This window comes from Croceicoccus bisphenolivorans, from assembly GCF_001634625.1.
Taxonomy (GTDB): domain Bacteria; phylum Pseudomonadota; class Alphaproteobacteria; order Sphingomonadales; family Sphingomonadaceae; genus Croceicoccus; species Croceicoccus bisphenolivorans.
The window spans coordinates 254,706-277,213 of sequence record NZ_LRSE01000004.1 but is presented as its reverse complement, the minus strand read 5'-3'; the positions used below and the strand labels follow the sequence as shown (position 1 = coordinate 277,213).

General features: G+C 65.0%; 21 protein-coding genes and 1 tRNA gene. 9 read left to right on the top strand and 13 right to left on the bottom strand.

The window, feature by feature from the left end; all coding sequences use genetic code 11:
- Positions 1-12 precede the first annotated feature (12 nt).
- Complete coding sequence (gene aroQ, locus A7A77_RS06150) at positions 13-444, top strand: type II 3-dehydroquinate dehydratase (protein ID WP_066555299.1); 432 nt, start codon at positions 13-15, stop codon at positions 442-444.
- Here aroQ and A7A77_RS06145 read toward each other — a convergent pair.
- Complete coding sequence (locus tag A7A77_RS06145) at positions 441-1,046, bottom strand: YoaK family protein (protein WP_245638404.1); 606 nt, start codon at positions 1,044-1,046, stop codon at positions 441-443. The two genes, aroQ and A7A77_RS06145, sit on opposite strands and share 4 nt — an antisense overlap.
- A 137-nt stretch (positions 1,047-1,183) precedes the next feature.
- Between A7A77_RS06145 and A7A77_RS06140 the strand changes: the two genes are divergently transcribed.
- Genes A7A77_RS06140 through A7A77_RS06125 form a run of 4 tightly spaced genes read left to right on the top strand, consistent with a single transcriptional unit; the run spans position 1,184 to position 6,852 of the window.
- Positions 1,184-2,434: a hypothetical protein gene (locus A7A77_RS06140; protein WP_156500451.1), complete on the top strand. Its 1,251-nt coding sequence runs from the start codon at positions 1,184-1,186 to the stop codon at positions 2,432-2,434.
- Positions 2,427-4,319, top strand: coding sequence for a glycosyltransferase (locus A7A77_RS06135; RefSeq protein ID WP_066555291.1), 1,893 nt, complete (start codon positions 2,427-2,429; stop codon positions 4,317-4,319). Before A7A77_RS06140 ends, A7A77_RS06135 begins: the two co-directional genes overlap by 8 nt.
- Complete coding sequence (locus A7A77_RS18145; protein ID WP_066555289.1) at positions 4,316-5,830, top strand: hypothetical protein; 1,515 nt, start codon at positions 4,316-4,318, stop codon at positions 5,828-5,830. Before A7A77_RS06135 ends, A7A77_RS18145 begins: the two co-directional genes overlap by 4 nt.
- Positions 5,827-6,852, top strand: a complete 1,026-nt coding sequence (locus A7A77_RS06125; RefSeq protein WP_066555285.1) for a response regulator — start codon at positions 5,827-5,829, stop codon at positions 6,850-6,852. The genes A7A77_RS18145 and A7A77_RS06125 overlap by 4 nt, the downstream gene beginning before the upstream one ends.
- Before the next feature lie 8 nt (positions 6,853-6,860).
- Here A7A77_RS06125 and A7A77_RS06120 read toward each other — a convergent pair whose 3' ends face one another.
- Together A7A77_RS06120 and A7A77_RS06115 are read right to left on the bottom strand one after the other, a co-directional pair.
- Complete coding sequence (locus A7A77_RS06120) at positions 6,861-7,979, bottom strand: CaiB/BaiF CoA transferase family protein (RefSeq protein WP_066555281.1); 1,119 nt, start codon at positions 7,977-7,979, stop codon at positions 6,861-6,863.
- The gene (locus A7A77_RS06115; RefSeq protein ID WP_066555278.1) at positions 7,976-9,160 is read right to left on the bottom strand and encodes an acyl-CoA dehydrogenase; all 1,185 of its coding nucleotides are present in this window, start codon (positions 9,158-9,160) and stop codon (positions 7,976-7,978) included. Before A7A77_RS06115 ends, A7A77_RS06120 begins: the two co-directional genes overlap by 4 nt.
- Positions 9,161-9,368: 208 nt before the next feature.
- Here A7A77_RS06115 and A7A77_RS17775 point away from each other — a divergent pair, with 208 nt between their 5' ends.
- Complete coding sequence (locus A7A77_RS17775; RefSeq protein ID WP_066555494.1) at positions 9,369-9,830, top strand: DUF411 domain-containing protein; 462 nt, start codon at positions 9,369-9,371, stop codon at positions 9,828-9,830.
- A gap of 56 nt (positions 9,831-9,886) precedes the next feature.
- On the opposite strand, the gene A7A77_RS06105 is transcribed toward A7A77_RS17775, so the two are convergent.
- Positions 9,887-9,961, bottom strand: a tRNA-Gln gene (locus A7A77_RS06105).
- Between the two features lie 109 nt (positions 9,962-10,070).
- Here A7A77_RS06105 and A7A77_RS06100 point away from each other — a divergent pair.
- From A7A77_RS06100 to A7A77_RS06090, 3 genes are all read left to right on the top strand, one after another.
- A complete protein-coding gene (locus A7A77_RS06100; RefSeq protein ID WP_066555274.1) occupies positions 10,071-11,114 on the top strand; it encodes a DNA topoisomerase IB in 1,044 nt (347 codons plus the stop codon).
- Positions 11,115-11,318: 204 nt separating this feature from the next.
- Entirely contained in the window at positions 11,319-12,830 is a 1,512-nt protein-coding gene (locus A7A77_RS06095; protein WP_156500449.1) for a peptide ABC transporter substrate-binding protein, read from the top strand.
- Between the two features lie 16 nt (positions 12,831-12,846).
- On the top strand, positions 12,847-14,466 hold the full coding sequence (locus A7A77_RS06090; protein ID WP_066555493.1) for a peptide ABC transporter substrate-binding protein: 1,620 nt from the start codon (positions 12,847-12,849) through the stop codon (positions 14,464-14,466).
- A gap of 39 nt (positions 14,467-14,505) precedes the next feature.
- Here the strand turns inward: A7A77_RS06090 and A7A77_RS06085 are convergent, their stop codons facing one another.
- The 9 genes from A7A77_RS06085 to ffh form a co-directional block, all read right to left on the bottom strand.
- Positions 14,506-15,606: a branched-chain amino acid aminotransferase gene (locus A7A77_RS06085; protein ID WP_066555268.1), complete on the bottom strand. Its 1,101-nt coding sequence runs from the start codon at positions 15,604-15,606 to the stop codon at positions 14,506-14,508.
- 94 nt (positions 15,607-15,700) lie between these two features.
- Positions 15,701-16,894, bottom strand: a complete 1,194-nt coding sequence (locus A7A77_RS06080; RefSeq protein ID WP_066555266.1) for an APC family permease — start codon at positions 16,892-16,894, stop codon at positions 15,701-15,703.
- 356 nt (positions 16,895-17,250) lie between these two features.
- Positions 17,251-17,619: a 50S ribosomal protein L19 gene (gene rplS, locus A7A77_RS06075; RefSeq protein ID WP_066555264.1), complete on the bottom strand. Its 369-nt coding sequence runs from the start codon at positions 17,617-17,619 to the stop codon at positions 17,251-17,253.
- Complete coding sequence (gene trmD, locus A7A77_RS06070) at positions 17,616-18,362, bottom strand: tRNA (guanosine(37)-N1)-methyltransferase TrmD (RefSeq protein WP_066555263.1); 747 nt, start codon at positions 18,360-18,362, stop codon at positions 17,616-17,618. The genes rplS and trmD overlap by 4 nt, the downstream gene beginning before the upstream one ends.
- Positions 18,363-18,538: 176 nt before the next feature.
- The gene (locus A7A77_RS06065; protein WP_066555260.1) at positions 18,539-19,354 is read right to left on the bottom strand and encodes a TIGR04222 domain-containing membrane protein; all 816 of its coding nucleotides are present in this window, start codon (positions 19,352-19,354) and stop codon (positions 18,539-18,541) included.
- Positions 19,355-19,367: 13 nt separating this feature from the next.
- Positions 19,368-19,931 carry a glycine-rich domain-containing protein gene (locus A7A77_RS06060; protein ID WP_066555255.1) on the bottom strand — a complete coding sequence of 188 codons (564 nt, stop codon included), beginning with the start codon at positions 19,929-19,931 and terminating at the stop codon, positions 19,368-19,370.
- A gap of 20 nt (positions 19,932-19,951) precedes the next feature.
- Positions 19,952-20,476, bottom strand: coding sequence for a ribosome maturation factor RimM (gene rimM / locus A7A77_RS06055; RefSeq protein ID WP_066555253.1), 525 nt, complete (start codon positions 20,474-20,476; stop codon positions 19,952-19,954).
- 6 nt (positions 20,477-20,482) lie between these two features.
- Complete coding sequence (rpsP, locus tag A7A77_RS06050; protein ID WP_066555252.1) at positions 20,483-20,959, bottom strand: 30S ribosomal protein S16; 477 nt, start codon at positions 20,957-20,959, stop codon at positions 20,483-20,485.
- A gap of 57 nt (positions 20,960-21,016) precedes the next feature.
- Complete coding sequence (ffh, locus tag A7A77_RS06045; protein ID WP_066555491.1) at positions 21,017-22,495, bottom strand: signal recognition particle protein; 1,479 nt, start codon at positions 22,493-22,495, stop codon at positions 21,017-21,019.
- Positions 22,496-22,508: the final 13 nt, after the last annotated feature.

Sequence of the window (22,508 nt, the reverse complement as noted above, 5' to 3'; positions counted from 1 at the left end):
GCTGCGGCCATCATGGCAACGATCACCATCCTCAACGGCCCGAACCTCAACCTGCTGGGCAAGCGGGAGCCGGAGATTTACGGCCACGCCACGCTGGCCGACGTGGAAGCGCTGTGCCGTGACAAGTGCTCGGCGCTGGGCCATGAAGCCGCGTTCTTCCAGTCCAACGCCGAACACGAACTGATCGACGCCATCCACGCCGCGCGCGAAACCAGCGCCGCGATCGTCATCAACCCCGGCGCCTTCACCCACACCTCCATCGCGCTGCGCGATGCGCTGTCCGCATTCGACGGTCCGATTGCCGAAGTGCACATCTCGAACGTCCATGCGCGCGAGGAATTCCGGCACAAGAGCTATATTTCCGGCATCGCCACGGCGGTGATCTGCGGCGCGGGGATCGCGGGTTACGGCTTCGGGATCGAAACGGTCGCCGCGAAGCTCTAGTTTCTCAGGCGAGACACACTGACCCCGCCCGCGACCAGCGCGGCATAGGCGGCGGCCATCCACAGCGCGATACCGTCCACCGTTACCCAGACCAGCGCCCCCAGTGCGCCGCCCGCGACCAGTCCGCCCCACAGCAGCAGGTAGGGAAACCAGTTCCAGCGCGGCCCGCCGGTCAGTGCCTCCGCCACACGGATGCCCAGCTTTACCAGAGTGCCGGTCATGTACGTGATGCCGACGCGCACATCGCCGTCGACTTCAAAGGCAAGGTTCATCGCACCCATCGCGGACGCGATCAGCATCATGGCGACAAACCGGTCGGCCAGCGCGAACGTCGCCGCCGCCAGCATCAGCACCGCGGCCACTGCCACCAGCACCGCCGGCTCCTTCGCCGCAGGGCGAACGCAGCGCCGCAGCAGCGCGCCGCCCACCGTGCCGGACAGGAAAGACAGGATCAGCAGCAGCGCCAGCCCCACGGCCCGCGTCCCTTCGCCAAGGCCGACGCCCAGCCGCGTGGAATTCCCGCTCATGAACGACACGAAGTACCCGCCGCTGGACAGGAAGCCCACGGCATCGACATAGCCGGCAAGCCCGGCCAGAAGCACGGCGAGGATCCCTACATGGTGCGGGCGGTGCGGCATCGGGCAAAGGCTTAGCCGCGATAGCGGCCCATGCGCAATCGTGCGCGAAAGGTCCGTAATGGTGCCGCCTTCGTTACCGGACAGCGTCCACCGCTCCTAGAATGCCTGTCAGGCATTGGGGGCAGTACGCGCACATGGGCGGCAGGCGAAAGGCGATTGGCGGTTTGATCGCGCTGGCACTGGCGGCGGGCATGGCCGCGCCCGCCCTGCCCGCGCGCGCAGAAGATGCATCCCGCGAACGCGAAGTCGCGGCCATTATCGCCGGATCGGATCGCACCGCCGCGCCCGTGGCGCGCAATGTGGACAAGCTCTCTTTCGCATCGCTGGATGCCGACACTGCCGACATGTCGATTTCCGACCGGGGGGGATGGGGCATTCCTCTGCCTTCCATTCGCATTCCCGCCGGTCGGGCGCTCTCCGCGCTGGTCGTTCACGTGAAGCTGGCACCTGATGCCGACGATTTGCCCGCCGTGGCGACCGTCGCGCTGAACGGCCGCCTGCTGGCTTCACGCACGATCCGGCCCGGAGAGCGCAGCACCATCCGCGCCGCCGTGCCCGACGGGCTGGCCGCGACGGTGAACAACATCGACGTCAACGTGCTGACTCGCGAAAGGGTGGATGCAACGGGCCAGCCGGAGCTTCGCCGCATATCGCTCCTTCCCGAAAGCCATGCCGCCTTCGAAGCGGCGGGGGGAATCACCGACTTCAGCGACCTGCCCGCCGCCTTTGCTTCGGGTGTAACGCTGGTCCTGCCCGAGGTAATGCGCGGCAACGATGCGCAGATTGCCGCGCTGTCGCGCCTGCTGTCCGGCATGATCCCGCCTGCCGCGTCGATAACGGTGCGGTTTGGCGCGGTATCGGCGACCGGACCGCAAATCCGCGTGGCGGACCGCGCTCCGCCCGGCCTGAAAGCTCCGATTCCGATGGATCGCCACGATGCCCGCATCCGCGACGCGGAAGGGCAAACCCTGTTTTCCGGCGAGACCCTGGCGCGGCTTACCGTGGCACAGCTGCTGGACGATCGTGGCCATCCGGTGGTCTGGATTCGCCCCGGCACCGGTTTCGAACGGCTGGCCGACCTGCCCGCCGGGGCCGAGCTGTCCTATGGCGACGTTGCCCTGTTCGATGCGGGAAGCCGCGCCTTTGCCATGCATTCGCGGCGTGAACGGTTGGTGCGGATCGATCATGCTGGCGATTTCCACCCCGCCCGATGGCTCGATGCCAATCGCGCGTGGCTAGTGCTGGGCGCATGGGCGCTGGTGACGGCGCTGTTCGGCTGGCTGCTGCGCCAGACGCGCCGGGCGCGGCGCGAGGCTTCCCCCATCAAGGCAAAGGCGGACATTCATGCCTGACCTGCACGTCACCGATTCGTGGACCGGCGATCACCTCGTCGAACAGGGCATCATCACGCTGGACCAGCTGGACGGCGCGGCCATGCTCGCCCAGCGCTGGCAACTGCCGCTGACCGATGTGCTGATGTCGCGCAGCGTGCTGGACGGGCGGACGTTCTACGGCTCGCTCGCCGACCGTTTCGGCCTGTCCCACGTCGACCTGATGGACCAGCCGCCAGAACCCGCCCTGCTGCATGAGGACGAGGTGGACGACTACATGCGCGAGCTGACCGTGCCGTGGCGGCGCGGGGAAAGCGGGCGGCTTGTCGTCGCCACGGCGCGCCCCGGTCCGGAAGCGATGCTGCATATCCGCCGCCGCTATGGCAGCGCGGTCGATGTCGTCGTCACCTCGCGCCGCGCGCTGCGCCATGCGGTGCAGGACCGTTTCTCTGCCAGCTGGACCCACCGCGCGGTTTACGAACTGGACGAACGCGACCCGCAGATGAGCGCGCGCACCGTGTTCACGCCGTGGCAGCTTTTCGCCATGTGGATCGCGGCCAGCGCCTGCGCGGCGGGGGCCGTCGTCGCGCCGATCGCCACGCTGATCGCGCTGAACGCGCTGATGAGCGTGTTCTACCTCGGCAACTTCGTCTTCAAGGGTGTGGCGATCTGGGCCGGCGGGGTCGACCTTGCCGCCCAGCGCCGCGAAATCGATGCCGCCATCGGCCTGCTGCATGACGAGGATCTGCCGATCTACACCGTGCTCGTCCCCATGTTCCGTGAACCCGACGTGCTGCCGATCCTTGCCGCGGCGCTGCGGCGGCTCGACTATCCGGCGGCGAAGCTCGACATCAAGATCGTGCTGGAGGAAGGCGACACCGCCACGATCGATGCGGCCCGCGCCTTGCGGCTGGAAGAGATCTTCGAGATCGTCCTTGTCCCGCCGTCCCACCCGCAGACCAAGCCGAAGGCATGCAACTACGCCTTCCGCCTTGCCCGCGGCGAATTCACCGTGATCTACGATGCGGAAGACAAGCCGGAGCCGGACCAGCTGAAGCGCGTGGTGGCCGCATTCGCCCGCGCGCCGAAGAAGGTGGCCTGCGTGCAGTGCCGCCTGAATTACTACAACCGGAACGAGAACTGGCTGACCCGCCTCTTCACGCTCGACTATTCGCTGTGGTTCGATCTGCTGCTGCCCGGCCTGGAACGCATGGGCGTGCCGATCCCGCTGGGCGGTACGTCGAACCATTTCCGCACCTCGGTCCTGCGCGAACTGCACGCATGGGACCCGTTCAACGTGACCGAGGACGCGGACCTCGGCATCCGCATGACGCAGAAGGGCTATGCCACGAAGCTGGTGGAATCCACCACGTTCGAGGAAGCGAATGTCAGCGTGGGCAACTGGATCCGGCAGCGTTCACGCTGGATCAAGGGGTATATGCAGACGCTGCTGGTTCACATGCGGCGCCCCGTCCGATTTACGCAGCAGGTGGGGCCGATGGGCGTGCTGGGCTTTGTCATGTTCGTGGGCGGCACGCTGCTTTCGGGCCTGCTCAACCCGGTGTTCTGGGCCGTGTTCATCGTTTGGGCCGCGACGCAGGCGGCAGGGTTCGACATCTTCTTCCCGCCGGTGCTGCTCTATCTTTCGCTGTTCAACCTGCTGGCGGGCAACGGTCTCCTCATCTTCCTGATGATGCTGGCCCCGTTCCGCCGCAACTGGCTGGAACTGACGCCATGGGCACCGACGGTCGTGGCATACTGGGTATTGCTGTCGATTGCGGCGTGGAAAGGCCTGTTCCAGCTGGTGACCAATCCGTTCTATTGGGAAAAGACCGAGCACGGGCTTTCGAAACACACGGCCGGCGAACTGGCAGCAGCGCTGGAAACCAGCGGGGAAAGCGCATGAACGCCCGCACGTGGCCGATGCCGGAAGCCGGCCCTTCACTGCCCGATCTTGCCCCGTCGATGCGCGCGCCGGAACGGCAGGGCGACCTGTTCCGCCCGGTCTTCGTCCTCTCGCTGGCATCGGGCCTGCTTGCATTCCTGCTGCTGCTGGATGCGGGGGGCTATGCCTCGCTTTCCTCGCTGGAATTGTGGGGCCGCACGCTGCTGGCCGCTGACGGGGCGGTGCGTGCGCCGTCCGTCATCGCCGCCTTTCCGCCGCTGCCCTATCTTGCCGCGATATCCACGCAGCTTGCCCTGCCCGGTTTCGGACCGGTGTTGCTGCCGATACTGTCGGTGCTGTTCTTCGCGCTGATGCTGGCCGGCTGGTGCCGCGCGTTCCGGCAGGAAGGAATGCCGCGCGGCGCATCGCTGGCGGCGATCGGCCTGCTTGCGGCAAATCCGCTGATGCTGCGATCCGTGGCAGAGGGGCCGGGCTGGGCCGCGCTTCACGCCGGGATGTCGATGCTGGCCATCGGCCTGTTCAACTTACGCCGCAACACGCGGGTGAACGATGTCATCCTTGTCGCGCTGTCGCTGCCGGTGGTCCTACTGTCGGACCCGTTCGGGCTGGTCATCGCCTGGGCGGCCATCCCCGCCATCGCGCTGTGTGTGCCCGGTGCGCAAATGCGCCGGTCCCCCGCAGGGGTGATGATGACGCTGCTGTTCCCCGCCGCGTTCATCTTCCTTGGCTTTGCCTACTCCAACTGGATCTTCAACGGCGATCCGTGGAGCTTCCTTGGCGGACTGGACCGGCTTTCGGTCGCGCCGCCGCCGGGCCTTGCCGATCTCGGCCTTGCCGTTGCGGGGATGCTGGCATCGGCGCCGATCCTGTTCGCGATCCTCGTGCGCACGCGGCGGCAAAGCGGGTTGCGCCGTGCAACGCTGGCGGTCACATCCTGCGCATTGCTGGCCGCCGCGCTGGGCTGGCTGACGAAGCAATGGCCCTCGCCCGCGCAAGTCGCGTCGCTCGCCCTGCCGCTGGCGATGGCGGCGGCAACCCGCTGGCCGCGCAACCGGATGGGCGACGAAAAAGGCATCATCGCCCTGCTCGCGATGGGCTGGCTGGGCGCGGCATTCTTCGTGTGGAATGCGCCCGATGCGGAAAGCGAACGCCTGCGCGCCGCGCTGACCGGCGCGCCGATCGCGGCGGCGGATGCGGAGATGGCCGCACTCGGCCTTGCACTTATGGGGCAGAACGACGTGCTGTTCGATGCAGAGGCTGCGCCTGCCGCCATCGCCTATCGCGGCAATGCGGACGGCATCTGGGCGGCCAGCACTATGCGTTTCCGCCTTGCCGGAATGCGCCAGTTTGCAGGTGCAAAGGTGCAGGTAGTGCGCAGCAGCCGCGCGGCAACCGGGGCAGACGCGATGGGACGCACCTTTCCCGCGCTGCACGAACGCGGCCTGCCGGGATACCGGCTGCTGCACGACGGGCCCGACTGGCGGGCATGGATCAAAGAGGACGAGCGATGAGCAACCTGACCGTAGTTTCCACCGGCGAGAACTCTGCCAGGACCGGCCCGCGCATCCTGATCGTGGATGACGATCCCGATTCGGCGGAGATTACCGCACGCCTCATCTCGTCGGGCGGCAGCTACCGCCTGACTTGCGTGCACGATGCCGAAGCCGCCTATACCGCCCTGAAACTGGCGGACGATATCGATCCGGACAGCGCACGGGCATCGTTCGATCTGGTGGTGATGGACATCATGATGCCGGGCGTCGACGGGATAGAGGCAACCGCCGCCATTCGCACCACCCGGCGCGGCGCATCGGTGCCGATCCTGATGCTGTCGGGCCGCCGCGATCTTGCGCTGCTGGGGCAGGCGTTCATGGCCGGTGCCAGCGATTTCGTGGCCAAGCCGGTGGAGGCGGTGGACCTGCAGGCCCGCGTACGCACCCTGCTGCGGCTGAAGCGGGAGCAGGACCGGCGGCAGGCGCGCGAACGACAGCTGGTCGCATCGAACCGCGAACTGCAGCACGCCGTGATCGACGGAACGCTGTTCGATTCCGGCTGCGGATTGCCATCGCGCGCATGGGCCGAACTGGTCCTGCGCGATTGCCGCAAACAGGATCGCCCCGTTGCCGCCGCGCTGGTGCAGGTCGATGAACTGGATGCCTATATCAACCATCACGGCACCCGCGCTTCCGAAAGCCTGCTACGCGAAATCGCGGGGCGGCTTCGCGAAGTGCCCGCGCCGCTGTGCGCATCGATCGCGCTGTGGGACGATGGCCGCTTCCTCGTGCTCGCCCCCGGCCACCGCGATGCCGCGCGGCTGGGCGAACTGTGCGCGAACCTGCAACGCGCGGTGGAATATCCCGCGATACCCCACGGCAATGCCCTGCATCACGATCGGGTCAGGATCTCCACCGCCAGCGCATGGCGGCCGGCATTGCAGGCGGCGGACCTGCCATCGGCCCTGATCGCCAGCCTCGGCCTCGAAAATTTCCAGGGCCGGCGGCACGTCGAACTGGCGTGGGCCAGACCGGACTAGACCGAAGACTAGCGCCGCCTTGGCGCAGGAGTGGACGGCGCAAGGCTGGAGCGGGAAAACCGGATCGGCGTGCGGATGCCGGGGATGGCCTGCCCGTCGTCCCCCACGCTCTCGATCCGCATGCCCCGGCTGATCACCTGCGGATCGGTCAGCGCCTGTTCCACGGTGTTGATCGGCCCTGCCGGCACGCCTGCCTCCTCAAGCGTCGCGAGTATCCCGGCGCAGCTCCATTCCCGCGTTGCCGCCGCGATGATCGCGGACAAGTCCTGCCGGTTCGCGACGCGCAGGGCATTGGTGGCGAAACGCGGCTGCGCCTCCATCCCGATGACGGCACAGAAACGGGCGAACTGCGCGTCGTTGCCCACGGCAAGGATGAACCAGCCGTCGCTGGCGGGAAACGCCTCGTATGGTGCGATGTTGGGATGGGCATTACCCATCCGGCAGGGCGAGACGCCGGAGGTGAGGTAGTTCATGCCCTGATTCGCCAGCGTGCCGACCATCACGTCCAGCAACGCCATGTCGATGTGCTGCCCTTTGCCACTATGCTCCCGCTCTGCCAGTGCGGCCTGTATCGCGATCACGGCGTAGAGGCCGGTAAGGATATCGGCATAGGCGATGCCGATCTTCTGCGGCGCACCGTCCGGCTCTCCGGTCAGGTCCATCACACCGCTCATCCCCTGCACGATGAAGTCGTATCCGGCGCGCAGCGCATAGGGGCCGTCCTGCCCGAAGCCGGTGATGGAGCAATAGACGAGGCGCGGGTTCACTTGCGCCAGAGAGGCATGGTCCAGCCCGTATTTCGCCAGCCCGCCCACCTTGAAATTCTCGATCAGGACATCCGCTTCGGCGGCCAGTTCGCGCACGCGGGCCTGCCCCTCCGCAGTGCGGAAATCGACCACCTCGCCCCGCTTGCCGCGATTGGCAGCGTGGAAATAGGCGCCATCGTGCGTGCCATCGGGATACTCGACGAAGGGCGGACCCCAGCCGCGCGTATCGTCACCGTCCGGCCCCTCCACTTTCACGACTTCGGCACCAAGATCCGCCAGCACCTGCCCCGCCCAAGGGCCGGCAAGGATGCGGGCCAGTTCCAGCACCTTCAGCCCCTTGAGCGGCGGATCGTCCGTCAAAACGCCGGTATCCCGGTGATCGCACGGCCAAGGATCAGGGCATGGACATCGTGCGTCCCCTCATACGTGTTCACGGTTTCAAGGTTCACCATGTGGCGGATCACCTGATACTCGGCCGAAATGCCGTTGCCGCCGTGCATGTCGCGCGCCATCCGCGCGATGTTCAGCGCCTGCCCCACGTTGTTGCGCTTGATCACGCTGATCATCTCCGGCGCGAACGTGCCCTCGTCCATCAGCCGCCCGACGCGTAGCGAAGCCTGTAGCCCCAGCGCGATCTGCGTGACCATGTCGGCCAGTTTCAACTGGTAGATCTGTTTCGACGCCAGCGGCACGCCGAACTGCTTACGATCAAGACCATATTGCCGCGCCGCGGCAAGGCAGAATTCGGCTGCCCCCATAGCGCCCCACGAAATGCCGTAGCGCGCGCGGTTGAGGCAGCCGAACGGCCCTTTCAACCCTTCGGCATCGGGCAGCAGGGCATCTGCGCCGACTTTCACATCGTCCATAACGATCATGCCGGTGGTCGATGCCCGCAACGAAACCTTGCCCTCTATCTTCGGTGCCGACAGTCCCTTCATGCCCTTTTCCAGCACGAAGCCGCGGATCTTGCCGCCATGCGCCTCGCTCTTCGCCCAGACGACGAAGACATCGGCGAAGGGGGAGTTGGAAATCCACGTCTTCGATCCGTTCAGCACAAATCCGTCGCCATCCTTGCGCGCCACGGTCTTCATGCCGCCGGGGTCGGAGCCGGCATCAGGCTCGGTCAGGCCGAAGCAGCCGATCAGGTCGCCGCCGGCAAGGCCGGGCAGGTACTTGCGGCGCTGATCTTCCGAGCCATAGGCGTGGATCGGATACATCACGAGGCTGGACTGGACCGACGCCATGGAACGGTATCCGCTGTCCACCCGCTCGATCTCTCGCGCGATCAGGCCATAGGCGACGTAGCTGGCCCCCGCTCCGCCATATTCCGTCGGCAATGTCGCACCAAGCAACCCCGCCCTGCCCATCAGCGGGAACAGTTCGGGCGCGTCCACCTCGTTCAGGAAGGCATCGGTGACACGCGGTTGCAGTTCCCCTTGCGCAAAGGCTCGAGCCGCATCGCGGATCATCCGTTCATCCTCGTCCAGCTGGTCGTCCAGCCGGAAGGCGTCATCCCATGCGAAAGTCGGACCGGTTTCCATTATTACTTCTCCTCGTCAGTGGCATAACGCCAAATGGCAGCCACAACCAAGGGGAGAGATGCTGCAACTCCGCCGAAATGCCGCGCGTCGCAATGGCAACGACACGATCTGCGGCAACCCGCTTGCCAGCGGCGCAGACATTCCTGCACAAGGCGGGCAATCTGTGCCATGCGCACCGGCAGAACGGGCCATATCGAGGAGCAGTAATGTGATTTTCCATGTCGGCAGGCTTCGCAAGGCCGCATTTCTCGCCACGGCATTGTTAACCGCAGCCTGCACGGCGGCGGCGCAGGCTGCGCCCTATGTCATGTTCCGCGATCCATCGTGCGGATGCTGCCACAAATGGGCCGAACATGTCCGCGCCGGGCTGGATGCCGAAGTCACGGTGCGTGAAGACCTGCCGATGGAGCAGGTAAAGGCCGGAATGGGTGTGCCGATGGCACTGGTTTCGTGCCACACGATGCAAGTCGACGGCTACGTGATAGAGGGGCATGTCCCGGCCGAACAGATCGAACGCCTGCTGCGCGAAAAGCCGGAAGGAGTGAAGGGACTAGCCGTGGCCGGAATGCCGATGGGTTCGCCCGGCATGGAAATGGGCGACCATGTCGAGCCATACGAAGTCATCGCGTTCGGCGATTTCGGCACGCGGGTCTACGCCAGCTATCCGTAAGGGGCTGCATCAAGCGCCTGTCCCGCCGATGTCGGATGCGGTGCCGACCGAAGTGTTGGCTGGGGCGGCAGGATTCGAACCTGCGCATGGCGGTACCAAAAACCGCTGCCTTACCGCTTGGCTACGCCCCAACACGTTCGGCCATGGGAGGCCGGTGGCTGCATATAGCGCGACGGGCGCGGATGAAAAGGGGGCCTGTGCCGGAACCGCAATGGCGCTTGCATCGTTTTCGTGTCCATCATGGCAAGTCGTTCGGATCATTCGGGAAAACGCAGGCCCACTTCTGCCGGCCTGATCTTCGTCGATGATTCGCTTCCCGGCATCACCCGCAGGCGCTGCGGGCGGGGCTGGTCCTATCGCGATGCGCGCGGGCGCCGCATTGCCGACAAGGCAGAGATCAAGCGGCTGAACGCCATCGCCCTACCGCCCGCCTATACCGATGCCTGGTTCTGCCCGGCGGCCAACGGCCACATCCTTGCCACCGGCATCGATGCGCGCGGGCGCAAGCAATACCGATACCACCCGCAGTTCCGTGCCGAGCGGGAGAGCGAGAAGTTCGACCGCACCGTCGCTTTCGCCAAGGCCTTACCCCTGATCCGCGCGCGGGTTCAGGATGACTTGGCGCACCGGGGACTCGTTCGCGAACGGGCGATCGCCAGTGTCGTGCGCCTGCTCGATCTCGGCAGCGTGCGGGTGGGTAACGAAAGCTATGCGAAGCGCAATCGCAGCTTCGGCGCCACCACCTTGCGGCGCCGCCATGCAGAGATGAAGGGGCACCGCCTGATCCTGCGTTACACCGGCAAGTCGGGCAAGCAGCGCGAAGTGACCCTGACCGATCGCAGCCTGTCGCGCTTTGTGAAACAGGTTCAGGGCCTGCCGGGGCAGCATCTGTTCCAGTATCTGGACGACGCTGGCGAGGCGCATGCCGTACGGTCATGTGACGTCAACGAATACTTGCGCGAAACGATGGGCGCGGATTTCAGTGCCAAGGATTTCCGCACCTTCCACGGCAGCGTTCTGGCGCTGGCGACGCTGACGGACGGCGAAGGCGCATTGCCGTTAAAGGAAGTGCTGGCCGCCGTCTCGCAGCGGCTGGGCAATACGCCCGCCGTGGCGCGGCGCAGCTATATCCATCCCAATGTCATCGCGCTTGTCGACCGGCAGGAGGAATGGCGCCAGACGCTGGCGCTACCGCGCAAGACCCGGTGGCTCAGCCGGCAGGAAAGAGCCTTGATCGCGCTGCTTGAAATTAGCGAACAGCGCAAAGTAGCCAAAGCGGCGTAAGTTACCTCCAAAACGGATCATCGCGCATATTGTTGCTTGCGTCGCGAACCGGCCCTGAATATCCCTTGGTTGCTTCAGGGGGACATCAGTATACCAAAACTCGCGTCTAATCTGGTTCTTGCATTGGGACTGTTTCTGGCTTTGGGCCTTTCGGCCTGCGGCGGGCAAACAACCAAAGCGGACCAGGCGGCACAAAACGGCATTTTGATCATAGGCAACGGTGCCGATCCCAAAACGCTGGACCCGCACCTCCTCATCGGCATGCCGGAAGCGAACATCGTCAGTGCCCTTTCCGAAGGACTGGTGGTGCCCGATCCTGACAGCGTGAACGAAGTGCGACCCGGTGTCGCCGAACGCTGGGTCCATTCCAGCGACTTTCGCCGCTGGACCTTCCACCTTCGCAAAGATGCCAGGTGGAGCGACGGGACGCCGGTTACGGCGCAGGATTTCGTCTACGGCTTCCATCGGATGCTGACGCCCGAACTGGGCGCCGAAGGCGCGGACCTGCTTCACGTCATTCGCAACGCCCGAGCCTTCAACCGGGGGGAGATCGACGATTTCGGGCAAGTCGGCGTTGCCGCGCCCGATACGCACCGGCTGGAACTGACGCTTGAATATCCTGCGCCCTATCTCTTGCCGATGCTGGCCGGAACGAACTTCTTCCCGGTCAACCGCGCCGCGGTGGAGGCCGGGGGCGATATGGGCGACAGCCAGAACCGCTGGGCCAGCGCAGGCAACTATGTCGGCAACGGGCCGTTCCTGCTGAGCGAATGGCATGTGAACCGCTTCATCCTGCTGGAACGCAATCCGCAGTACTGGGACGCGGCCAATGTCGCGCTCAACGGCATCCGCTTCGTGCCGATCGAAGACCCTGCCGCCGAAGTCGATGCCTTCCTGAAGGGCGAACTGCACGTGACGCAGACAATACCGGAGGGTTCGGTCGCGGAATTGACCCGGACCCACCCTGACTCCGTCATGCGCGAAGACATGCTGGGTGCATACGTCTACACCCTCAACGTGCGCTCCCCGCCGTTCGACGACTTGCGCGTGCGCAAGGCACTGGCGCTGGCGATCGACCGCACGAGTCTGGTGAACGAGTTGAAGTCGGGGCAGAAACCGATCGGCGGGTTCGTGCCCCCCGGCATCCCCGGATACGACGCCGTGCCCGCCCCTGCCCCGAACCTTGCCGCCGCGCGCGAGCTGCTGGCGCAGGCCGGATATCCCGGTGGACGCGGCTTTCCGCGACTATCGGTGCTGGTGAACCGCTATCCCTTCCACGAAACTGTCGCCCGTATCGTCACCCGGCAATGGCAAGACGGGCTGGGCATCAAGGTCTCGGTTCAGGCCGAGCCGTGGAAAGACTATCTCGACAGCACCGGCGACGGCGATTTCCAGATCGCGCGATCCGGCTGGGTCGCGGGCTACTACGATCCCGGCACCTTCCTCGACATCATGGTGACGGACGGTCTCAACAACGAAAGCGGTTGGTCCGACCCGGCCTATGACGCCCTCCTCGCCAAGGCGCGGCAGACCGCGGACCGGCCAACCCGCCTTGCCCTGATGCGTGAGGCGGAGGACATGATGCTGGCGCAGCAGCCAGTTATCCCGCTGATGAACTATTCCCAAACCTACCTGCTCGATCCGCGGGTGAAAGGCTGGGGGAATTCCATAAACGGCAATCACGTGTACAAGTTCATTTCGTTTGCAACGAATTGACTTGATCGGGATTCGCATGACCACATACCTCGGCCGCCTGTTCATCGCCCTTGCGATGGCATTTGCGCTTGCCGCCTGCGGCAGCCGGGAAACGCCCGCCGACATCGGCGTGAAGGAAGGCATGCTGCTCACCGGCAACGGGGTCGAGCCGCGTACGCTGGACCCGCAGCTCAATACCGGATCGCCCGACGGCCGGGTTATTTCCGCGCTGAGCGAGGGTCTGGTCACGCAGCACCCGACCGATCCTTTCGACGTGATGCCCGGCATGGCCGAAAGCTGGGAGCATGACGACGATTACAAGACATGGACCTTCCATTTGCGCCCGGGCGCGAAGTGGAGCGATGGCAGCCCGTTGACGGCAGAGGACTTCCTCTACAGCTATCGCCGCGTGCTGACGCCGGCGCTGGGTGCGGAACTGGCCGAACTGTTCTACGGCATCCGCAATGCCGAGGGGTTCAACAAGGGGCAGATCGTCGACTTTTCCCAGGTCGGCTTTTCCGCCCCCGATCCACAGACTCTGGTGATCGAGACAGAGGCGCCGATGCCGCATCTGATCCAGATGCTGGCGACCTATACGTTCTATCCAGTACAAAAGGCGGCGGTGGAAGCGAACGGCGGAATGGCCGATCGCAACAACGGCTGGTTTGAACTGGGCAAGTACGTGGGCAACGGCCCCTTCGTGCTGAGCGACTGGAAAACCAACCAGTATATCGAGGTGAAGAAGAACCCGAACTACTGGGATGCGGCCAACGTGAAGCTGAACGGCATCCGCTTCTTCGCGATCGAGAACCAGAAGAGCGAGCTGAACGCCTATCTTTCGGGCCAGCTGCACATGACCAACACCAATTCGATTCCCGTCGAACGGATCGCGGACCTCAAGAGAAACCACCCGGACGAACTGAGAACCGATCACCAGCCGAACGCGAACTACTATGTCTTCAACATCGAGCGGGAGGCGCTGAAGGACGTGCGGGTGCGCAAGGCGCTGTCACTGGCGCTGGATCGCAAACTGCTGGTCGATCGCGTGTTGCTGGGCGGGCAGACGCCGACCGGTGGCCTCGTGCCGCTGGGTTTGCCCGGATACGATGCCGTTCCCGCACCTGCCGCCGATCCCGAACAGGCACGCAAGCTGCTGGCCGAGGCCGGCTATCCGGGCGGCAAGGGGTTTCCGCCGATGGAAATCCTGATCAACACGCTGGAGGCGAACCGCAAGCTGGCAGAGGCGATCCAGGCGATGTGGAAGCGCGAGCTTGGCATCGAGGTCGGCATCTACAACCAGGAATGGAAGGTCTTTCTCGATACCCGCAAGGCGCGTGATTTCGATCTCGCCCGGTCCGGCTGGTACGGCTTCTATCCCGGACCCGGCGCGTACCTGACACTGATGACAAGCGACAGCCCGAACAACGATACCGGCTGGTCGAACCCGCGCTACGACGCACTGGTGGCACAGGCGCTGGCAACCGGCGACATCGCCAAGCGCAACACCCTGTTCGGCGAGGCTGAGGGTATCCTGATGGCCGAACTGCCGATAATCCCGCTCTATTCCGGCGCGCAGAACTCGCTGGTCGATACCCGCGTCAAGCATTGGGGCCGCGACGGGGCCGGCGGCTTCAAGTGGGTGTCACTGGAAGAATAGGGCAAAGGGGCGCAGAAACGCCGCCCCTTCCTGCACGCCTCAGTCGAAGCGCTTTACCCAGCCGTGGCTGTCGGCGATTTCGCCGCGTTGGATGCCGGTCAGCTTGTCCTTGACTTTGCCGGTCAACTGACCCGGACCGCCGGTGCCGATGGTGAAGTCCAGATCGCGTCCGGCGACCCGGCCCACGGGCGTGACAACCGCCGCCGTGCCGCAGGCGAAGCATTCGACCAGCTTGCCGCTCTTCGCATCGGCTTCCCAATCCGCGATCGAATAGCGTTCCTCTGCCACGTCCAGCCCTTCCTCGCGCAGGAGCTCCAGCAGGCTGTCGCGGGTGATACCGGGCAGGATCGTGCCCGACAGGGGCGGAGTGATGACGCGCCCGTCATCGAACACGAAGAACAGGTTCATGCCACCCAGTTCCTCAATCCACTTGCGCTCTACCGCGTCGAGGAAGACGACCTGGTCGAAACCGCGCTCGATCGCTGCGGCCTGCGGCACAAGGCTGGCCGCATAGTTGCCGCCGCACTTGGCAGCGCCGGTACCGCCGGGCGCGGCGCGGGTATAGTCGCTCGACACCCAGATCGACACGGCAGGCGCGCCGGACTTGAAGTAGTTGCCGGCGGGGCTCGCGATCAGCAGAAACTTGTACTGCTTGGCCGGACGCACGCCCAGAAACGCCTCGTTCGCGAACATGAAGGGGCGCAAGTAGAGCGATGCACCCGCGCCTTCCGGAATCCAGCCGCCGTCCTTTGCCAGCAACGCCTCTATCGCGCCAAGGAACAGCTCCTCCGGCAGGTTCGGCATGGCCAGCCGATCGGCCGATGCGTTGAAGCGGCGGGCATTCGCCTCCGGCCGGAACAGCGCGGTCGTGCCGTCGGGGTGGCGATAGGCTTTCAACCCTTCGAAGATTTCCTGCGCGTAATGGAGAACCGCTGCGGCAGGATCGAGCATGATCGGACCGCGCGGACCGATGGTGGCATCATGCCAGCCCTTGCCCTCGGTCCAGTCGACGGAGACCATGTGGTCGGTGAACGCCGTGCCGAAACCGGGGTTCGCGAGTACTACCGCACGGTCCGCATCCGAAGTCGGTGCGGGGTGCGCAATCTCGCGGAACGCGATGGTATCGGCGGTGTTCGCCATGGTCTTCCTTGTCCTTTCAGGCATTGCTTGAAGGCAAGCCGGTTAGGCGTTCGGGCGGCGGCGCGCAAGACTTGTGAAAACCCCGCAGGTGCGATCAGACCCAACCTGTCACATGTGCAACAAGCGCGAATGCAGCGAGGATCGAAAGGACCGCGCCCGCCCCGCTCAACCACCGCATCCGGATGCGGGCGCGCCATGCCAGTACGTTGACCAGCGCAAATACGCCAAGGAAGACGAAGCTTGCCCCTTCCACCAGTTGCGCGATGCCGCCGATCACCGCCAGCACCATCGCTACGCCCGAAATCACCAGCACGCCCGCCCACGGCACATTGCGGGCATTGGTCCTGCCGAACAGGGCGGGAAGCTCGCTGTCCTGCGCGGCCGATCCGGCCAGTCGCGCGGTGGCGAAGACAGTGGCGTTGATGGCAGATGCGGTCGAGAACGCGGCGGCGACAGAGACGGCATAGAACCCGAAACTGCCCAGTGCGGCCCGTCCCGCCTCGGCCAGAGCGACTTCTTCCTTCGCCACGATTTCCGGCGCGCCGGCCAGCATCGTCGCCCCGATCGCGACGAGGATGTAGGTGACGGCAGTGGCAATGATCGCAAGGCTCATCGCGCGGCGGATCGTGCGCGGCGGGTCCTTCATCTCGTCATAGTCGTAGGAGAGGAGCTGGAACCCCTCGTAAGCCATGAACACCACGCCCACGCCCGCCAGCGCGCCCAGCGGTCCGATCGGATCGCCGCGTTGCAGGACCAGATCCTCCGGCGCCCAGTGCCACAGGCCAAGCCCCGCAAGGCCGAGCAGGATGACCAGCTTCGCCCATACGGCGACCAGTTCCATGATCGTCGCCTGTGTCGCGCCCATAAGGTTCACGCCCGCAAGGATCGCGATCGCGCCCAGCGCGCAGGCATGCGCCACCCAGCCCGGCGCGCCGAAGGCATTGGCCGCATAGGCCCCGAAAGTGAAACCGTAGACCGCGACCGTCAGCGTATAGCCGGCGATCAGCACCCACATCAGGTATCGGGCAAGGCTGACCTGCCCGATATCGCGCAGGAAGCCATACGACCCGCCCGGTTCGCCCCGCCGCACGGTCAGTTCGGCATAGGAATGGCCCGAACACCACGCGATCAGCCCGCCGATGAAGAAACTGGCCGCCGCCCACTCGCCCGCGACCTGGATGACGACGCCAAGGGTGGAGAATATCCCACCCCCGATCATGCCGCCAACGGCCATCGCCCATGCACCGGGGAGGCCGAGAGCTTTCCTAGCTTGGCGTTTGGGGCTCAAATTGCGCCTTAAACATTGAAAACAAAACGAAAAAATGTTATGAATGACTCGACCATAAAATAGTCGAGGACCGGATCAATGACCCTTATGCAAGCTACCAAAACTTTCGTGCGAAAGCTGAAAACCGCGAACGCAAATGCCCCCGTAGACTTCAGCAAACTTGCCCGGCTTACAAACTTTCTTCGAAAAGGTCGGGCAAGTTTGCTGAAGTCTACGGGAAGATAACGTTGCGTTGCTCCGAGTGTATCTTAACGCCGAACCTCGTCAAGAACAAACCGGAAACAATCCCCAACTCTCATACGAAAAAGGCGGCTCCCGAAGGAACCGCCTTAACCGTTTCACCTGCTTCGCGGCGATTACGCGTTCTCGCGAACCGTCTTGCGCTCTGCGATGCGGGCCGACTTGCCGGTGCGGCCGCGCAGGTAGTAAAGCTTCGCACGACGCACGACGCCGCGGCGAACCACGGTGATGCTGTCGATATTGGGCGAATAGAGCGGGAACACACGTTCCACGCCTTCGCCGAACGAAATCTTGCGAACCGTGAAGTTCGAACCCATGCCGCGGTTCGAACGGGCGATGACGACGCCTTCGTAGTTCTGCACACGCTCGCGCGTGCCTTCGACGACGCGCACGCCGACGCGCACGGTATCACCCGCGCGGAATTCCGGAATATCCTTGCCGAGCGACTGGATGGCTTCGGCTTCGAGCTGCTGGATCAGGTTCACTGGTCCAAGTCCTTTTTCTTTTGCCGCGCGCCAGAGGCAGACTGGGCCCGAGCGCCGACATGACGCTCCCAAAGGTCCGGCCTGCGTAACCGAGTATCGTCTTCGCTGCGTTGCTTGCGCCACGCCGCGATTTTTCCGTGATCCCCCGATCGCAGCACTTCAGGGATCATACGGCCCTCCCATTCCACCGGGCGGGTATAGTGCGGATATTCGAGGAGGCCGCTTTCGAACGATTCCTCGACTCCGCTGGAAGCCGCGCCCATTACGCCGGGAAGCAACCGAATGCAAGCGTCGAGCAGCAGGAGCGCGCCGACCTCTCCGCCGGACAGGATCACATCGCCGACACAGACTTCCTCGACATCGCGCCCTTCGAAGATCCGCTCGTCGAACCCTTCGAACCGTCCGCACAGGATCGTGACGCCCGGACCTGCCGCCAGTTCGCGCACGCGCGCCTGCGTCAGCGGCTTTCCGCGCGGGGTCATCGCCAGCACCGGCGCATCGGGGCTGATGCCGCGCGCATGGTCGATCGCGGCGGCCAGAACGTCCGCCTTCAGCACCATGCCCGCGCCGCCGCCCGCAGGCGTATCATCGACCGTGCGGTGCTTGTCAGCGGCGAAATCGCGGATCTGCACCGCGTCGAGGCTCCACGTCCCCGCCTCCATCGCCCGCCCTGCCAGCGACACGCCTAGCGGGCCGGGAAACATCTCCGGATAGAGGGTCAGGACGGTCGCGGCGAAAGTCATGTCCGCGCGGTTAGTCCAACAATGCGAAACTTGCTAGGTTGTTCGCCAGTGGCCTTGGGCGTGAGCGAGGGTGGCGCTGCCGCACGACCCGGCGCGCAGCGTGCTTGCGGCACGTGAGCACCGGAAGCGTGCGGAAGTGTCGTCCGCAGCCGCGCAAAAGGCCGCTGGCGGACAACCTAGCCGCCGCAACCGCCGCAGCCGCCACCCCCGCAGCCACCACCATCGGAAGAGCCGCAACCACCGCTGCCGCTGTCGGAACGCAGGGTGTGGAAACCGGCAAGGCTGGTCCCCGCCAGCACCGTCGTGCCGTAAAGCGCCACTGCCATGCCCGTTTCCTCTGCGCGCGGGGCGCGGCGCAGGCGATCCTTTGTCGCCCGCAAAGACGCGAGTTCGGACTTTGCCGAGCGCGTCGCGCGGTCCAGCTTGCCCAGCGATGCAAGCATCAGGATCGCGGCAATGGCCATCATGACGATCAGGAAGCCCACGTCCTCTTCCCGCGCCACGCCGACTTTCCAGCGTATCCAGCCGAAACCGAGCAGGAACAGGAACGGGACGATCGTCAGGAAACGGACCTGCAGCGCCTCTGCGCTATCCATGTAAATTCCGCGATCTGCCAGCCGTTGTTCGACTTGCGCGGCATGCCCCTTCAACACACGGCGAAGCCCGGACCAACGGCTGCGTGTGCCCGCGGCGATCACCGCCCGTTCGGCAGGGGTGGCATGCCCGCCCCGCTGTGCGACCGCGAACTGCCCCTTGGCGGGCATCGTCAGCATGCCGCTTGCCAGCATTCGGGCCGTCACCGCCTCTGCAAAGCGGTTCGGTCCGCCTGCCAGAATCGCGATCTCCTCCTCGTCGCGCAGGGTCGCGCGTTCGCCCTCGGGTCTCAGCCAGTTGGCGATCACGCCGCGCAGCACGATCGCCGCGACGATCAGCACGCCATAAAGGATCAGGAATTCCGTCGCGTCCCAGTCCAGCGGATTGAGGCCGTGCATGCTTCCCCCTGTTTCAGCCCGACAATTGCCAGGCCGCGATGATAGCGCCGACGAGTGCAAGAACAATGACCGGGATCGCAAGCCGTTTCGGCACGATCAGGTGGTCGCGCGGATGGACACGGCGGGCAAGCGGATCGCGATAGAGCCGCCGGTTCGCATCGGGCCAGATGTCGGCGGGAGATGGACCGAACACGCGTTCGTAACTGGCCAGCGTCTCCGCATATTGGCGGTAGTACCGGTCACGCTCCACCTCACCGCCCGCCGTGGGGCCGTGATGCAGCGGCATTTCAAGAACGTCAGGGCAGAAGCGTTGCCAGTAATCGCGGCTGTAGGTGAGGTGCAGGTGCCATGCCTGATCGACCGCATCGGACGGCGTCACCTCGTGCCCGGCACGCATGGCGAGATAGCAGAAGCGGCGATATTCATCGACCACGCGGCCGGCATGGGCCTCGCTCCACCCGTTTTCGCGGGCAAGGCGCTGTTCGAAGGAGAAAGCGGCATCGGGCGGGCCGACGCGGTATCGCGCCAGCCGCTGCCACAGCGGATCTTCGCGGTAATCGGATGCCCCCTCACCCATGCGGGCGGGATAGCAGGTGATCAGGGTTCGGCAAAGTCGGCAGTGACGGTCAGCGTGCCTTCATCCCAGCCGCTGACGGCTTCGGCATGCATCGGCACCATGAAAGTGCGCGGTTTGCTGCCTTCGGGCCGTTCGATCTCAATCACGTCGCCCGCGCCGTAGTTCTCTACCGCGATCACGGTGCCGAGCGGGGTGCCGTCTTCGGCCACGGCGGCAAGGCCGAGGAGGTCGGCGTGGTAGTATTCGCCCTCTGCCAGTGCAGGCAGGGCATCGCGCGGCACGGTCAGCAGGCTGCCGCGCAGCGCTTCGGCAGCGTTACGGTCGGCCACTTCGGCAAAGCGCGCGATGGCGCCGCCCTTGCCGTCGTCGCGGACTTTTTTCGGAGTGAGGATCTCGCTCTTTCCCGAAATGCCGAAGGCGCGGAACCCCTGCAGGGACTCCACGCCTTCACCGAAAAGTTTCAGCCGGACTTCGCCCGTCACGCCATGCGCGCCGGTGACTGCCGCCAGCGTGATCGGCGCTGGCGTGACGGTCTTGTCCGACATGAAAGATCAGCCTTCGGTCTTCTCTTCAGCAGCTTCCTCGGCCGGAGCTTCGGCAGCAGCTTCCTCTGCGGGAGCTTCTTCGGTCGCAGCTTCTTCAGCAGGTGCGTTGGCTTCTTCCTCGGCAGCCTTCTTGGCTTCCTCGGCTTCACGCAGCTTCTCGGCCTTTTCCTCGGCGCGTTCCTTGGCCTTTTCGCCCGGTTCGGCCTTCTTCGGGTTGTTACGGGCAGCACGTTCAAGGATGCCGGCGGCATCGAGGAAGCGGGCAACACGGTCGGTCGGCTGCGCGCCGACGCCCAGCCAGTAACGGACGCGGTCTTCGGTCAGCTGGATGCGCTTTTCATCGTCCTTGGCGAGCAGCGGGTTATAGATGCCGACCTGCTCCAGATACTTACCGTCGCGCGGGCTGCGCACGTCCGAGACGACGATACGGTAGTAGGGACGCTTCTTCGCGCCACCACGGGCGAGACGGATTGCAATTGCCATTGTTCGGTTACCTTTCGTTCAATTCGTATTCGTTCAAATTCGGTATTTTCGTGAGAATCATTTCTTGTTCAGCAGGTTGGCGAGATCCGGCGGAAGGCCGCCTGCGCCGCCGCCCATGCCGCCGCCAAGCCCCGGCATGCCGCCACCGGCGCCACCACCAAGACCCGGCATCGCGGCATCCAGACCGCCCTTGCCGAACAGGGCGCCAAGGCCCTTCAGCCCGCCCATCTTCTTGATCTGCTTCATCGCCTTGGACATTTCCTGGTGCATCTTCAGCACCTTGTTCACGTCCTGCACCTGCGTGCCCGAACCTGCCGCAACGCGCTTCTTGCGCTTGGCATTCAGCAGCGCGGGATTGGCGCGCTCCTTCGGCGTCATGGACGAGATGATCGCGTCCATGCGCAGCAGCACACGGTCGTCCATGCCGGACTGCGCCATCGCGGCTTTCGCCTTCTTCATGCCCGGCATCATGCCCGCGATCGCGCCCAGCCCGCCCATCTTGGTCATCTGCTGCAGCTGCATGCGCAGGTCGTCGAGGTCGAACTTGCCCGCCGCCATCTTCTTGGCGAGCTTTTCCGCATCCTCTTCCTTGACCGTGGCGGCGGCCTTTTCGACCATGGAGACGATGTCGCCCATGCCGAGAATGCGGTTGGCAACGCGCGAAGGCACGAACGGCTCGATCGCGTCCAGCTTTTCGCCCGTGCCGGCAAACTTGATCGGCTTGCCGGTCACGGCACGCATCGACAGCGCCGCACCGCCGCGGGCGTCGCCGTCCATGCGGGTCAGCACGACACCGGTCAGCGGCACTTCGCCGGTGAACGACTGCGCGACGTTGACCGCGTCCTGACCCGTCAGCGAGTCGACGACGAGCAGCACTTCCTTCGGCGCGGAGACGGCGGCAACCGCCTTCATCTCGGCCATCAGCGCTTCGTCGACGTGCAGGCGGCCCGCGGTATCGAGCATCAGGACATCGAAGCTCTGCAGCTTGGCCGCGGAAAGCGCGCGGTTGGCGATATCGACCGGCTGCTGCCCGGCGATGATCGGCAGCGTCGCAACGCCCGCCTGTTCGCCCAATACGGCAAGCTGTTCCTGCGCGGCGGGGCGATTGACGTCGAGCGACGCCATCATGACCTTCTTGCCCTCGGTCTCCTTCAGCCGCTTCGCGATCTTCGCGGTGCTGGTGGTCTTGCCCGAACCCTGCAGGCCGACCATCATGATCACGACCGGCGGCTTGGCCTCAAGCTCCAGCTTGGCCTGCGCCGCGCCGTCTTCTCCGCCCAGCATTTCGACCAGCGCGTCGTTGACGATCTTGACGACCTGTTGCCCCGGCGTGACCGAGCGCAGGACTTCGGTCCCAACCGCGGCTTCGGTAACCTTGTCGATAAACCGTCGCACGACCGGCAGCGCCACGTCTGCTTCCAGCAGGGCGATGCGAACCTCGCGCATCGCGGCGCGGACATCGTCCTCCTTCAGCGCTCCGCGACCGCGCAGCGAATCGAAGACGTTACCAAGCCGGTCAGACAGGCTGTCGAACATCGTTTTCTCCTCT

Bases quoted from the DNA above. Each gene is read 5' to 3' on its own strand.
- A7A77_RS06090 (WP_066555493.1), top strand. From the start codon at position 12,847: ATGACCACATACCTCGGCCGCCTGTTCATCGCCCTTGCGATGGCATTT.
- A7A77_RS06135 (WP_066555291.1), top strand. From the start codon at position 2,427: ATGCCTGACCTGCACGTCACCGATTCGTGGACCGGCGATCACCTCGTC.
- rimM (WP_066555253.1), bottom strand. From the start codon at position 20,476: ATGTCGGACAAGACCGTCACGCCAGCGCCGATCACGCTGGCGGCAGTC.
- A7A77_RS06115 (WP_066555278.1), bottom strand. From the start codon at position 9,160: ATGGAAACCGGTCCGACTTTCGCATGGGATGACGCCTTCCGGCTGGAC.
- aroQ (WP_066555299.1), top strand. From the start codon at position 13: ATGGCAACGATCACCATCCTCAACGGCCCGAACCTCAACCTGCTGGGC.
- rpsP (WP_066555252.1), bottom strand. From the start codon at position 20,959: ATGGCAATTGCAATCCGTCTCGCCCGTGGTGGCGCGAAGAAGCGTCCC.
- trmD (WP_066555263.1), bottom strand. From the start codon at position 18,362: ATGACTTTCGCCGCGACCGTCCTGACCCTCTATCCGGAGATGTTTCCC.
- A7A77_RS06100 (WP_066555274.1), top strand. From the start codon at position 10,071: ATGGCAAGTCGTTCGGATCATTCGGGAAAACGCAGGCCCACTTCTGCC.
- A7A77_RS06140 (WP_156500451.1), top strand. From the start codon at position 1,184: ATGCCTGTCAGGCATTGGGGGCAGTACGCGCACATGGGCGGCAGGCGA.
- A7A77_RS06125 (WP_066555285.1), top strand. From the start codon at position 5,827: ATGAGCAACCTGACCGTAGTTTCCACCGGCGAGAACTCTGCCAGGACC.
- A7A77_RS18145 (WP_066555289.1), top strand. From the start codon at position 4,316: ATGAACGCCCGCACGTGGCCGATGCCGGAAGCCGGCCCTTCACTGCCC.
- A7A77_RS06085 (WP_066555268.1), bottom strand. From the start codon at position 15,606: ATGGCGAACACCGCCGATACCATCGCGTTCCGCGAGATTGCGCACCCC.
- ffh (WP_066555491.1), bottom strand. From the start codon at position 22,495: ATGTTCGACAGCCTGTCTGACCGGCTTGGTAACGTCTTCGATTCGCTG.
- A7A77_RS06060 (WP_066555255.1), bottom strand. From the start codon at position 19,931: ATGGGTGAGGGGGCATCCGATTACCGCGAAGATCCGCTGTGGCAGCGG.
- A7A77_RS06065 (WP_066555260.1), bottom strand. From the start codon at position 19,354: ATGCACGGCCTCAATCCGCTGGACTGGGACGCGACGGAATTCCTGATC.